Source organism: Klebsiella sp. HMSC09D12, from assembly GCF_001808475.1.
Lineage (GTDB): Bacteria > Pseudomonadota > Gammaproteobacteria > Enterobacterales > Enterobacteriaceae > Klebsiella > Klebsiella oxytoca.
The window spans coordinates 12,968-26,163 of the sequence record NZ_KV793511.1; the positions used below are offsets into that span (position 1 = coordinate 12,968).

A 13,196-nucleotide genomic window follows, 5' to 3' on the forward strand; every position below is an offset into this window, starting at 1 on the left:
GTATCCTGATCCTGAAAAATGCCACCGCCGCGCAGATCTATCCGGCGAAAGTGTGGGAGAACGTCGATATTGCCATTGAGGATGATAAAATTCTCGCCGTCGGCCCCGGCCTGTGCCAGCGCTATCCGCAGGCGCAGGTGAAAGAGATGGGCGGGCAACTGGTAATGCCCGGCATGGTCTGCTCGCACAATCACTTTTATTCCGGCCTGTCCCGGGGGATTCAGGCTAATATCGCGCCCAGCCCGGACTTTATCTCCACGCTGAAAAACCTGTGGTGGCGCCTTGACCGGGCGCTGGACGAAGAGTCGCTTTTCTACAGCGGGCTGATCTGCGCCATGGAGGCCGTGCGTAGCGGCTGCACGGCGGTTATCGATCATCATGCGTCGCCCCACTATATCGCTGGCTCCCTGAGCCAGCTGCGCAACGCTTTTCTCAAAATCGGGCTGCGCGGGATGACCTGCTTCGAAACGACCGACCGCAACTTTGGCAGCCGCGAGCTGCGCGACAGCGTTGAGGAGAACATTCGCTTTGCCAGAGAGATCGACGCCGCCCGCGAAAAAGGAGAGCAACCTTATCTGGTGGAGGCCCATATCGGCGCCCATGCGCCGTTCACCGTGCCTGATGAAGGCCTGGCGATGCTGCGCGAAGCGCTAAAAGCCACCGGCCGCGGCCTGCATATCCACGCGGCGGAAGACCGCTACGATGTTTCTCACAGCCATCACCTTTACGGCAAGGACCTGCTGGTGCGGCTGGCGGAGTTCGACCTTATCAACAGTAAGACGCTGATTGCTCACGGTCTGTATATCTCCGATGCCGACGTGGAGCTGCTCAATGCGCAGGACGGTTTCCTGGTGCATAACGCGCGCTCCAATATGAACAATCACGTCGGCTACAACTACCGCCTGCCGCAGATCCGTAATCTGGCGCTCGGCACCGACGGCATTGGTTCCGATATGTTCGAGGAGCTGAAGTTTGCCTTCTTTAAACACCGCGACGCCGACGGGCCGCTGTGGCCGGACAGCTTCGCGAAGGCGCTGAGTAACGGTAATGAACTGTTGAATCGCAACTTCAACGCCCACTTTGGCCGCCTTGAGGCGGGCTATAAAGCGGACCTCACCATTTGCGACTATATGGCGCCGACGCCGCTGATCGCGGAAAATATCGCCGGACATATCGCCTTCGGCCTGGGAGCAAACAGCGTGCGCAGCGTGATGGTGAACGGCGTGATGATCTACGAGGATCGCCAGTTCAGCTTCGACTGCGAGCCGATATTCCGCGAAGCGCAGAAAGTGGCGAAAAAAATGTGGGCGCGAATGGATGCGCTCCCCGCATAGCCCGTGCAAAAATGCTAAACCGGCCTGACAAGCCGGTTTTTTTTGCAGACAGCGCGCGTGAAATGACCCGGCAGCTTACGCGCCGCCGGGCGCAACGTTTATAGCGACAGCAGCGCGGCAGTAGCGATATTGCGCTGCTTTTGCAGCGCTCTGAGCTGCTCTTCGGTCATGATACTCAGCGCCGCCGTCGGGCAGACATCAACGCAGGCGGGGCCGCGCTCGCGGGTACCGCAAAGGTCGCACTTGACGATAACCGGCGTCAGACCGGCCTCCACCTCGATGGTAATCGCCCCAAACGGGCAGGCGACAACGCAGCTCTGACAACCAATGCAGCGTCCGCCGTCGGCTTCAACTTTCTCCGCCCCCATACTCAGCGCCCCGGTCGGGCAGGCGCCCACGCAGGGCGCATTCTCGCACTGATGACACATCACCGGCACGCTAAGATCGTCGAGGCGCATCACCTTCAGGCGGGGATGGAACTCCGCCCCCGGCGCCACATGTTCCAGCGCACAGGCAACCTCACAGGTCCTGCAGCCGATGCAGGCCTGCGAACTGGCAACGATAAAACTGGTCATATCTCCTCCCGGGCCCTGAATTGCGTCAACATCTCGCTGGCCGCCTGCCGCCCGGCGACCATGGCGGTAACCACCAGGTCCGCCCCGGTCACGGCGTCGCCGCCGGCAAAGATTTTGTCATGGCTGGTTTGCGTCGTTCCGCGCCCTTTTCCACCGGTGACTATCTGCCCCCAGCGGTCCAGCTTAATGCCGTGGCCGCGTAGCCACGGCATCTCGTGAGCCTGAAAGCCAAACGCCATAATGAGCACATCGGCTTGAAGTTCAAACCCGGAATCCGGGATCGGCTGCGGCCGGCGGCGGCCGTCCGGCCCCGGCTCGCCCATCTTCGTGCGGATCATCTCCACCGCGCAGACCTGCCCCTTACGGTTGAGCTGAATGCGCTGCGGCTGCACGTTAAACTCAAATTTCACGCCCTCTTCCCGCGCGTTCACCACCTCTTTTTTCGATCCGGGCATACTCAGTTCATCGCGACGGTAAGCGCAGGTCACGCTCGCTGCGCCGCGGCGAACGGCGGTGCGCAGACAGTCCATCGCCGTATCTCCCCCGCCAAGCACCACCACGCGTTTCCCCTTGATGTCGGTCAGCGGATACTCGGCGCTCTCTTCAAGCCCCATCACCTCGCGGGTGCTGGCAATCAGGAACGGCAGGGCCTGAATCACGCCGGGGGCGTTCTCTCCCTCCAGACCGGCGGCCATCAGACCGTAGGTGCCCACGCCGAGGAAGACGGCGTCATAGTTTTTCAGCAGATCGGCAAAAGCCACGTCGCGACCCACCTCCTGATTGAGATGAAAATTGACGCCCATGGCGCTAAAAATGTCGCGGCGCATCTCAAGCACCTTTTTATCCAGCTTGAACGGCGGGATACCGAAGGTCAGCAGACCGCCGATCTCCGGATGGCGGTCAAAAACGTCAACGTGCACGCCCGCGCGCACGAGAATATCGGCGCAGCCCAGACCGGCAGGCCCGGCGCCGATCACCGCCACCCGCTCCGGTCGCGGGGCCACTTTGTCGATTGTCGGCCGCCAGCCCATCGCCAGCGCGGTATCGGTGATATAGCGCTCAAGGTTGCCAATGGCGACCGAGCCGCCTTCGTTCTTGAGCGTGCAGGCCCCTTCGCACAGCCTGTCCTGTGGACAGACCCGGCCGCAAATCTCCGGCAGGGAGCTGCTCTGATGGCATAACTCCGCCGCCTCGATAATCTTGCCCTCGTTCACCAGGCGAATGAAATCGGGAATATGATTATGTAAAGGACAGGTCCAGTTGCACCATGCCTTCTGCGCGCAGTAGAGACAGCGTTCGCTCTCGTACTCCGCATCGCACTCGCTCAGCGGCTGATAAATTTCCCGGAAGTGCTGCATGCGGTCATCGGCGGGCACTTTTTTCGCGCCAACGCGCGGAGGTTTATTGAGTATCGCCCGACGTCTTACGCCGCGAACGGCTTCCAGCGGGGTTTCCAGCGCGGAGCGGATCTGCCGCGCGGTACGCAGCTGGTTAATCGCGGCTTCATCCATCAGACGCAGCGCCTGGGTTGGACAGCTGGCCACGCATGCCTGCTGACCGGAAGGATGCTGACGGCAAAGATCGCATTTCTGCGCCAGCTGCGGCGCGTCGTCATCGTTGGCCACCATCTCAATCGCCCCAAAGGGACAGGCGATGACGCAGTTTTTACAGCCGATGCACAGCGCCTCTGTAAACTGAACGCTGTCGTTGGCTACGATCAGCGCCTGGGTCGGGCAAGCGCCGACGCACGGAGCGTCGTTGCAGTGGCGGCAGGTTGTCGCACTGCTGGCGTTGCGGTGGAAGAACACCCGAATACGCGGCAGAAAGTCGCTGCGCTGCTGGGGCCAGCTGTCCTGGCGATGAGAGGTGACGCAGGCCACTTCACAGGCGTGGCAGCCAATACAGTTTGCAGAATCGGCAACAATAAATTTATTCATTTGCTTCCCTTTATTATTCCAGGACTCACCGGGAAGCGATGCAATAATCAGGCGATTTTTTTCAGGGTATTCATATGCTGTTCATTTTTGCGAGCAGCCTCAAAAAAAAGTGCCCCTCAGCGTAACGGCGAGATAATTATCCACGCGCCCTGAGGGAAGATTATTCGCTGCGTTCTGGATTTAATCATGTTGATAATTCAACGTATCGTGCGTAATACCAAAATGAGATTATCCCTATCTCAATGTGATAGCGCACATTTTTTGCCAACGTGTCTTATTTAAAGATATTGCCCTCAGAGAGATATTCCGCCCTTTTTCCCGTGAGTTATTTCACACAATTCCCCTTCGATTCTCCGGATATTTATTTTTGGCACATCTTACGCATATCACTCAACGTGCGCGCAACACGCTGGTGAACGCATCAGCTCAGGGAGGCAGCGGCCTTCGAATCGTAACTTCGGCTCCGTTCACGTTTATACGGAGTGAAGTCGTACAGGAGATAACAACTTCATGAAAGATATCGCCAATTCCGCCTCACGCAACGGTCATTCAACCGCACCGGTTGATGAGGTTTTACCCGTTACGCAAATGATTCTTTATGGACTACAGCACGTGCTGGTGATGTATGCGGGCGCCGTGGCGGTTCCGCTCGTTGTGGGTAATGCGGTAGGGCTCCCGCCGGAGCACATTATTTTACTGATTAGCGCCGACCTGTTTATCTGCGGCGCGGCCACCATCGTACAGTCGCTGGGGGTCGGTAAGTGGCTCGGCTGTCGGCTGCCGCTAATCCAGGGTTGTACCTTCGCCGCGCTGATCCCGATGGTGTTGATCGGCAAGGAGTATGGGATCGGCGGTATTTCCGGGGCGGTGATCGTCTCCGGTATTTTCATCCTCTGCTGCGCCCCGTGGATTAGCAAGCTCATCCGCTTCTTTCCCAAGGTGGTCATGGGCAGCATCGTCACGCTTATCGGCATGTCTATTATGCCGGTCGCTGGCGGGTGGATCGGCGGCGGCAGCAGCGAGATGAGCGGCTTTGGCGCCCCCTTCTCGCTGCTGATGGCGGCGATTACTCTGGTGATTATTCTTAATATTTACACCTTTGCCTCCGGCGTGGTGAAAAATACGTCGGTACTGATCGGCCTGATTATCGGCACCGTACTCTGGAGCTGCTTTAAGCCTCTCGACTTTAGTCTGGTCCACGCCACACCCTGGCTCCATCTACCGACCCTGATGCCGTTTGCCAAACCTGAATTTCATATTATCCCCGTCGCCCTGCTATCAATGGTCATGGTGGTGGTCATGGTGGAAACCATGTCCTCAATGATGGCGACCGGGGATATCGTCGGGAAAAAAGTTGACGCGAAAATGCTGCGCAACGGCCTTAACACCTGCGGCATCGCGACCACTATCTGCGGCTTTTTTAATCTGTTTCCCTACGCCGCGTTCGCGCAGAACGTCGGCCTGATCGGTTTAACCGGGGTACGCAGCCGCTTTGTGGTGTCGGTCTCCGGTATCATTCTGATTCTGATGGGCGTGTTCTCAAGGATGGCGGCGCTGGTGGTGCTGATACCAAAGCCGATCCTCGGCGGCGCAGGCATCGTCATGTTCGGTATGGTGGCCGTCTCCGGTATTCGTACCCTGGGGCAGGTGAACTATCGCAACAATAATAACGGCATGGTCGTGGCGTTGACCCTCGGCCTCGGCATGATGCCGGTGCTGGTGCCCAATCTGTTTACCCAGTTTCCGCCGATGGTTCAGCTGTTTCTGCACAGCGGGATCACCATCGGTACCCTGACGGCTATCGTCGCCAACCTCACCCTCAACGGCAGCGTACCTTTCCGCGTTAACCACGAAACGCCGGTCCCCGATCCGGCCCCGCCGAGCTCAGCGGCGCGCAATATGGCCGTCAGAACCGTCAGAATGTGGCTCCTGCTGCGCAAAGTTCAGAAGGAGAGACAGCCTGAAGAAGCCCAGGAGGGACAGTAATGCCCACCCGAATCCTGTTTGCCTTGATCACCCTGCTGCTGCTGGCGATACCCGTCGTGCAGCAGGGAATAGCGCAGGGCCTTAGTTGCCGCTTTAGTTATGCCCTGCTGTTCTAAGTTTAAGGACCACTGCTATGAAGAGAGTAACGACCGTCTGCCCCTACTGCGCCTCCGGCTGCAAAATGCAGCTCACGGTAGAGGAGGGAAAAATTACCCGCGCCGACGCCGCGATGGGGAAAAACAATCAGGGCACTCTGTGCCTTAAGGGCTACTACGGCTGGGATTTTATTGACGACCCGCAGATCCTCACGCCGCGCCTGAAAACCCCTATGATCCGCCGCCAGCGCGGCGGCAAACTGGAATCCGTCTCCTGGGACGAAGCGCTCGATTATGTGGCAAATCGCCTCAGCGACATCAAGGCGAAATACGGACCGGACGCGATTCAGACCACCGGCTCTTCGCGCGCCACCGGCAACGAAACCAACTACATCATGCAAAAATTTGCGCGCGCCGTTATTGGTACCAATAACGTCGACTGCTGCGCACGCGTCTGACACGGCCCTTCGGTTGCAGGTCTGCACCAGTCGGTCGGCAACGGCGCAATGAGTAATGCCATCACCGAGATCGATAATACCGATCTGGTGTTTATTTTCGGCTATAACCCGGCGGATTCGCACCCGATCGTGGCGAATCACATCCTCAATGCTAAACGCAACGGGGCCAAAATCATCGTCTGCGATCCGCGCAAAATCGAAACCGCGCGCATTGCCGACCTGCATCTGGCCCTGAAAAACGGTTCCAATATTGCGCTGCTCAACGCCATCGGGCAGGTGATTATTGCAGAGGATCTCTACGATAAATCCTTTGTCGCCGGGCGTTCCGAAGGTTTCGAAGCGTATCGCAAAATCGTCGAAGGCTATACGCCGGAGTCGGTGGAAGCCATCACCGGCGTCAGCGCCAGGCAGATTCGCGAATGCGCGCGGCTGTATGCCACCGCCGGAAACGCCATGATTCTGTGGGGAATGGGCGTGACCCAGTTCTGGCAGGGCGTTGAAACGGTGCGTTCCCTGACCAGCCTGGCGATCCTCACTGGCAATCTGGGGAAACCGCACGTCGGCGTTAATCCGGTGCGCGGCCAGAATAACGTCCAGGGCGCCTGCGACATGGGGGCGCTGCCGGACACCTATCCCGGCTATCAGTACGTGAAATTTCCGGAGAACCGCGAGAAGTTCGCCAAAGCCTGGGGCGTCGGGAGCCTGCCGGAGAACCCTGGCTACCGCATCAGCGAGCTGCCGCACCGCGTAGCGCACGGCGAAGTGCGGGCGGCGTATATCATGGGAGAGGATCCGCTCCAGACCGATGCCGAGCTTTCCGCCGTGCGTCAGGCCTTCGAAGAGATGGAGCTGGTCATCGTCCAGGATATCTTTATGACCAAAACCGCCGCGGCGGCCGATGTGATTCTGCCCTCGACCTCATGGGGCGAGCATGAAGGCGTCTATACCGCAGCGGACCGCGGCTTCCAGCGGTTTTTCAAGGCGGTAGAGCCGAAGTGGGATCTGAAAACCGACTGGCAGATCATCTGCGAGATCGCCACCCGTATGGGTTATCCGATGAAGTACGACAACACCCAGCAGATCTGGGATGAACTCCGCCACCTGTGCCCCAATTTCTTCGGCGCGACCTACGAGAAAATGGGGGAACTGGGCTACGTGCAGTGGCCGTGTCGCGACGAGTCGGAGGCGGACCAGGGCACTTCGTATCTGTTTGCGGAACGTTTCTCCACCCCGAACGGGCTGGCGCAGTTCTTCACCTGCGAATGGCAAGCGCCGATCGATAAGCTGAGCGACGAGTATCCACTGGTGCTCTCCACGGTGCGCGAAGTGGGCCACTACTCCTGCCGTTCGATGACCGGCAACTGCGCGGCGCTGGCCAAACTGGCGGACGAACCGGGCTACATCCAGATCAACACCGCCGACGCAAAACGTCTCGGCATTGAGGACGAAGAACTGGTGTGGGTTCACTCGCGCAAAGGCAAGGTGATTTCCCGGGCGAAGATCAGCGACAGGCCGAATAAAGGGGCCGTCTATATGACCTATCAATGGTGGATCGGCGCCTGCAACGAGCTGGTCACCGAGAATCTCAGCCCGATAACCAAAACCCCGGAGTACAAGTACTGCGCCGTTAACGTTGAGCGCATTGCCGATCGGCAAGCCGCCGAAAGGTACGTCATTGAGGAATACAGCAAGCTGAAAGCCCGCCTGCGCGAAAGCGCCGCGGGGTAAAAATATCGCCCCGGCGGTCAATCCCCGGGGCGATATTGTCTCTGCTTATTTTTTCTGGTGACGTCCATCAACGCTATCCGACAGCCGTCAGATCCTTGCGGCAGCGGCGCGCGACCGCAAGATACTGCTGCGGAGTGTCTACATCCCAGTGAATTCCCTCATTCTCCACCGGGATAACGCGCACTGCCATCTGACCGATGACCTCCCTCAGGGTGACCTCTTCCGCCGCGTGGTTAATCAAAGATATCGCCCGCTGCGGCAGAAGTACCGGGTGGCCTTTACCGCGATCGTAAGCCGGAATGAGGCAGCTTTCCGCGTCGGCGTTGGCCCATAGCCTGCGGTACACGCCCGGCGTGACCTCCGGCATATCGCCCAGCGCCAGAAAGAAACGCGAAGCGCGGATATGGCTCACCCCGCACTGAATCGAAGAGAACATGCCCTCCTGATATCGCGGGTTAAAGACCACCTCAACGCCCGGATGGTCCTGATAGCACGCGGCCAACTCATCGCCGCGAAACCCCGTGACCAGCACCACCCGATCGCAGAACGCCAGGGCGCTGGCAAGGGCGCTATCCAGAATCGTTCCTTCGCCCCACGGCATCATCATTTTCCACTTGCCCATGCGGCTTGAGAGCCCGGCGGCCAGCATAATGCACTGCTTATCGACTTTTTTGCTCATTGTCATCCTCCTCCTGCAGCCGAAAAAGCGCCGCCGTCAACTGGCGACGGCGGCGCTTACGATGGTCAGGATTTCAGCACGGCTTTAATCGAGGTGATGATCGGCTGATATCCCGTACAGCGGCAGATATTTCCCTCCAGCGCCTCTTTCAGCTCATCGTCGCTGGGGGCCGGGTTGGCATCCAGCAGCGCTTTAGCGCTCATCAATACGCCGGGGGTGCAGAAGCCGCACTGAACGCCGCCGTGACGAATAAAGGCATTCTGCAATTTTTTGCCGACCGGATCGTGATGCAGCGCTTCGACGGTAGTGACCTCCGCCCCGTTGCACTGGGCGGCCAGCAGCAGGCAGGAGCAGACCGATTTTCCGTCCAGAATGACGGTGCAGGCGCCGCACTCACCCACCGAACAGCCCTCTTTGGTGCCGGTTAACTTGAGATCTTCACGTAGAAAATCGATCAGGCGGACATTGTCTTTAACATCGCGGGCAATGCGGATGCCATTCACTTTTAGCTCAATATGGTTCATGTTCATGGCTCCTTATTTCTTCTGCTCTGTCATGACTTCCTGCAGCATCTGCCGGAACATATCGATAAATACGGGGACTTTATAGGGGGCTGACCAGCGTCCGCCGATGGCTTTTTCTACCTTGTCGTGAAGCACGCCGGCCGCATAGTCGATGGTGGCGGCGTCTAGCATCCTACCGGTGAGCGCCTGCTCAACCTCAGTCAGCCGCTGCGGTTTAGCCATCAGCGCGCCATCCACCAGACGGCACAGGCGAACCACGCCCTTATCGACCATGAACTGCCCGGTTAAGCTCTGGCGCGTAATGTTCAACGCATTGCGCCGGCCAAGCTGCAGATAGCGATTGATCAGCGGTTGCTGCGTCGGCGCCGGCAGGATAAAGCGGACCACCAGCTCTTCGGGTTCAAGAAGGGTGCGATAGCCGCCCACGACGAATTCGCTGACCGGCATCCGGCGCGTTCCGCGCGCGCTGCGCAGCTCGACTTCCGCATCATAGATAATGAGCGGCGGCATGGAGTCCGCGCACGGGGCAGCGTTGACGATATTGCCGCCGATCGTTGCCCGATTGCGCAGCTGCAGGGAGCCGACGGTTTTACAGGCAGTGACCAGTAGCGGATAGCGCTGCTGAATCAACGGATGCTTAACCAGATCGGTAAAGCAGACGCCGGAACCAATTGAGACGCCACCCTCAACGTCAAAAATCTCCTTCAGCTCCGCCAGCCCGGCAATATTAACAAGCGGCACTTCGCCGGACAGCATCCGGGCCTGAACCAGCACATCGGTACCGCCGGCAATAGGCATTGCCCCCTTCTCGGCCATCAGCGTCAGAGCCTCTTTCAGGGTTTGCGGGACGCTCAGCGACAGGGTGTTGAGGCGGTGAACCTGTTTCTTATCGCCCGATTCCAGCATCTGCTCGCTCTGGCGTTCCGGCTTCTTAAGGTTATAGCCGAGGCGAACCTGTTCAAGCGTCAGCGGCAGGGTCCGGTTGGGTCGGTCGATGGCGAAGCTCACCGCGTTGTTGAGGGCCGCAGCGCCCAGTTCGAGCACCGGTTCGCCGATAACCTTCGCCCCCATCGGGCCCGCTTTATCATAGTTTTCCACCGCGATGATATCGATGTGCGGCATATCCTTGATGGTCGGCAGCAGATAGGTATCGAAGTTTTCCGATTTCACCACGCCGTGCTCGGTGTTGAAATCCTCCAGCATGCCGTAGCCGATCATCCCCTGCAGCACGCCGCCGTAAACCTGGCCGCTAAAGCCAACCGGGTTAATGACTTTTCCCACATCGTGAGTGGCGACGACGTTATTGACGGTAATTTTACCGGTGCGCATATCCACCGCCACGTCGGCCAGCTGGCAGCCGTACACCCAGGTGAAATAGGGGCTGCCGCAGCCTTTCTCTTCATCCCAGTGAATATTCGGCGCCACGTGCCAGCCGTAGGCGGAGAGGTTTGCCCCGGTAGCCCGGGTCATATCGCACACCTGCTGGAAACTGAGACTCAGCTCCGGGTTGTGGCGGTTGAACACTTTGCCATTTTGCCAGGCAATATCGTCAATGCTCTGCGCTTTTAGCGTTTCCCTGACGGCGTCCGCCATGCGTTGTTTAATTTTGTTCGCCGCGCTCAGAATCGCCTGCCCGCCCATCAGGGTACCGCGCGAAGCGACCGTTGAGCCGCCGTCGGCGATCATCGCGGTGGCCGGTTCGCTAAACATCACCCGATCGAGCGCAATACCGAACGCTTCCGCCGCCAGCAGCGACATGGTGGTCTGCAGCCCCTGCCCGTTCTCGGATACCGAAGTGGAAATGTTCACGCTGGCGTCGGCATTCACCTGAATCAGGGCCGAGGACGCATCCAGCCCCTCCGCCCCCAGAGAGCAGCCGCGATGGCTCAGCGCGAAGCCAATCCCGTAGCGGATCGGGCCGCCTTCCGCGTTAAGTTTTTTATAGTGCTCGCGTTTGGCCTCATATTCGGCCTTGAGCAGCGTCTTCTCCAGCACCTCCTGCGCGGAGACGGTGTGTTCGCTGAAGACCTGCCCGGCCATGCTGGTATCGCCCTGCTTGAGAATATTGCGCAAACGGAATTCGACGGGCGACAGGCCCAGTTCGCCCGCCACGTCATCCATCAGCGATTCGTTGGCGAAAATGACCTGCGGCGCGCCGTAGCCGCGGTAGGCCGAGGTGTAGTTGTTGTTGGTATACACCCCCACCAGATCGACGCGCACGTTAGGAATATTATAGGGGCCCGCCGCCTGGACGGAACTGCGCCAGGTGACAAACACCGTCTGGCCGCAGTAGCTGCCGCCATCGGCGATGATGTCAATTTTAATCGCCTGAATACGCGCGTCGTCGTCCACGCCAATGCGGTATTTCATCTTATAAGGATGGCGCTTGTAGCTCTCGCGCATCGACTGTTCACGGTTATAGGAGATCTTAACCGGCCGTCCGGTCAGGTGCACCAGCAGCGCCGCGCGGCAGGAGACATTATCGATAATGTCATCCTTACCGCCGAAGGAGCCGCCGAGGACCGAACGCTTAATATTGACTTTCGCCTGGGGCAGGTCGAGATATTTGGCAATCACCGCCCGGGTGCGGTGAGCGTTCTGAATCGACCCTTCAATGGTCATGATCTGTTCATTATTATCCAGATAGGCAGTAATGGACTCCGGCTCAATATAGCCATGCTCCTGAAAACCCACTTCATATTCACGTTCAAAGATATGGGTGGAGGCGGCAAAGCCGGCTTCTATATCGCCCTTCGCCGTGTGGTGGCGATTGATGATATTGCTATCGAGTTCGCTGTGGATAAGGCGCGCCCCGGGCTTCATGGCCTCTTCCGGCGAAGTAATCGGTTCCCACGGGGTATAGGTGATTTTGATTTTATCGACGGCAATGCAGGCCGCCTCATAGGATTCCGCCGCCACGACGGCTACCACGTCGCCGCGGTAGGCGATCTCCTTGTCAATAATCGGCGGATGATCGGGAACAATCGCCCCCAGTTTACGCTGGCCGGGTATATCGTCCCAGGTGGCGATGCACACGACCCCCGGGACTTTTTCCGCCTCCGACAGGTCGAGAGAATCAATACGCCCGGCAGGGATATCGACGTAGCGGCATACGCCATACAGCATATTATTCATGGTGATGTCATCGCCGTAGACAGCTTTACCCGTCACCTTGGCGAGCCCGTCTACGCGGGGCACCTCACTGCCAACAAGCACTGTATCCATATTATTCAGTCTCCACTCACAAAGAAAGATGACTGAATAAAGCAATGGCTATGCCACCTATAAATAAAGGGTTATTTGAGGGTAAGTTATGTGAAGCATCTCTAAAAAAACCTGCCGCTGAAATAATATGACATGGATAAGCCTGCCGGGTAATTATCAAAAAGAGAACAGGCGTATCACTATGATAATCGGTTGTTCTCAATTCTCTTTCCCGGAGCCGCCCCGCCGCTAATCATTGACGACATACATAGATCTCAGCCTTCGCTTGCAGTCAAAAAGCGGACTCAGGAGGTTAAGCCGTGAATGTTAACGCTCGCCACGGCAGCAGCTTTTTGCCATCAAATTTCGAATAAAAATTAAAATAATTTCAATAATGGAATTTAAATTCCATAAAATATGCGGTAAACAAATGTGATATATATCATAATTTTAACAATACATCGGCATACTGATAGCTACACCCCCCATTTGCAAGCTAAAAAATTACTCTATATATCAGATGATTATAAACAAAGCCCTTGTATAAACAAGGCTGCTACACTTGCCTCACAAAACACACTCGAAACAAAACTTTCAAAATGTGATCTGTTTGCATTTTTATTTCACTTATTGCGTCAATAATAACGTCTCACTAAACGCACTCTGCCCGCCTTAA

8 protein-coding genes are annotated in these 13,196 nt (G+C 57.6%); 3 read left to right on the top strand and 5 right to left on the bottom strand.

Annotated features, from left to right (window positions below; all coding sequences use genetic code 11):
* Positions 1 to 2: 2 nt before the first annotated feature.
* Positions 3 to 1,334, top strand: a complete 1,332-nt coding sequence (gene ssnA / locus HMPREF3178_RS27045) for a putative aminohydrolase SsnA (protein ID WP_175438969.1) — start codon at positions 3 to 5, stop codon at positions 1,332 to 1,334.
* Positions 1,335 to 1,432: 98 nt separating this feature from the next.
* Here the strand turns inward: ssnA and HMPREF3178_RS27050 are convergent, their stop codons facing one another.
* Both HMPREF3178_RS27050 and ygfT read right to left on the bottom strand, forming a co-directional pair.
* Positions 1,433 to 1,909, bottom strand: coding sequence for a 4Fe-4S dicluster domain-containing protein (locus HMPREF3178_RS27050; protein ID WP_004103174.1), 477 nt, complete (start codon positions 1,907 to 1,909; stop codon positions 1,433 to 1,435).
* Positions 1,906 to 3,846 carry a formate-dependent uric acid utilization protein YgfT gene (ygfT, locus tag HMPREF3178_RS27055; RefSeq protein WP_017145667.1) on the bottom strand — a complete coding sequence of 647 codons (1,941 nt, stop codon included), beginning with the start codon at positions 3,844 to 3,846 and terminating at the stop codon, positions 1,906 to 1,908. The genes HMPREF3178_RS27050 and ygfT overlap by 4 nt, the downstream gene beginning before the upstream one ends.
* A 510-nt stretch (positions 3,847 to 4,356) precedes the next feature.
* Here ygfT and HMPREF3178_RS27060 point away from each other — a divergent pair.
* Positions 4,357 to 5,832 carry a nucleobase:cation symporter-2 family protein gene (locus HMPREF3178_RS27060; protein ID WP_004103176.1) on the top strand — a complete coding sequence of 492 codons (1,476 nt, stop codon included), beginning with the start codon at positions 4,357 to 4,359 and terminating at the stop codon, positions 5,830 to 5,832.
* A 133-nt stretch (positions 5,833 to 5,965) separates the two neighbouring features.
* Positions 5,966 to 8,113 (top strand): formate dehydrogenase subunit alpha, encoded by a 2,148-nt coding sequence (gene fdhF / locus HMPREF3178_RS27070; RefSeq protein WP_077252900.1) that lies wholly within the window; start codon positions 5,966 to 5,968, stop codon positions 8,111 to 8,113.
* Positions 8,114 to 8,186: 73 nt separating this feature from the next.
* On the opposite strand, the gene HMPREF3178_RS27075 is transcribed toward fdhF, so the two are convergent.
* The 3 genes from HMPREF3178_RS27075 to HMPREF3178_RS27085 all read right to left on the bottom strand — a co-directional run bounded on the left by HMPREF3178_RS27075 (position 8,187) and on the right by HMPREF3178_RS27085 (position 12,541).
* Positions 8,187 to 8,792, bottom strand: coding sequence for a CTP--molybdopterin cytidylyltransferase (locus HMPREF3178_RS27075; protein WP_017145665.1), 606 nt, complete (start codon positions 8,790 to 8,792; stop codon positions 8,187 to 8,189).
* A 65-nt stretch (positions 8,793 to 8,857) separates the two neighbouring features.
* Positions 8,858 to 9,316 carry a (2Fe-2S)-binding protein gene (locus tag HMPREF3178_RS27080; protein WP_004103181.1) on the bottom strand — a complete coding sequence of 153 codons (459 nt, stop codon included), beginning with the start codon at positions 9,314 to 9,316 and terminating at the stop codon, positions 8,858 to 8,860.
* Positions 9,317 to 9,328: 12 nt separating this feature from the next.
* Positions 9,329 to 12,541: a molybdopterin cofactor-binding domain-containing protein gene (locus HMPREF3178_RS27085; RefSeq protein ID WP_017145664.1), complete on the bottom strand. Its 3,213-nt coding sequence runs from the start codon at positions 12,539 to 12,541 to the stop codon at positions 9,329 to 9,331.
* Positions 12,542 to 13,196 lie beyond the last annotated feature (655 nt).

Coding starts and splice junctions, on each gene's coding strand:
- HMPREF3178_RS27050 (WP_004103174.1), bottom strand. CDS start 1,909: ATGACCAGTTTTATCGTTGCCAGTTCGCAGGCCTGCATCGGCTGCAGG.
- ygfT (WP_017145667.1), bottom strand. CDS start 3,846: ATGAATAAATTTATTGTTGCCGATTCTGCAAACTGTATTGGCTGCCAC.
- HMPREF3178_RS27060 (WP_004103176.1), top strand. CDS start 4,357: ATGAAAGATATCGCCAATTCCGCCTCACGCAACGGTCATTCAACCGCA.
- HMPREF3178_RS27075 (WP_017145665.1), bottom strand. CDS start 8,792: ATGAGCAAAAAAGTCGATAAGCAGTGCATTATGCTGGCCGCCGGGCTC.
- HMPREF3178_RS27080 (WP_004103181.1), bottom strand. CDS start 9,316: ATGAACCATATTGAGCTAAAAGTGAATGGCATCCGCATTGCCCGCGAT.
- HMPREF3178_RS27085 (WP_017145664.1), bottom strand. CDS start 12,541: ATGGATACAGTGCTTGTTGGCAGTGAGGTGCCCCGCGTAGACGGGCTC.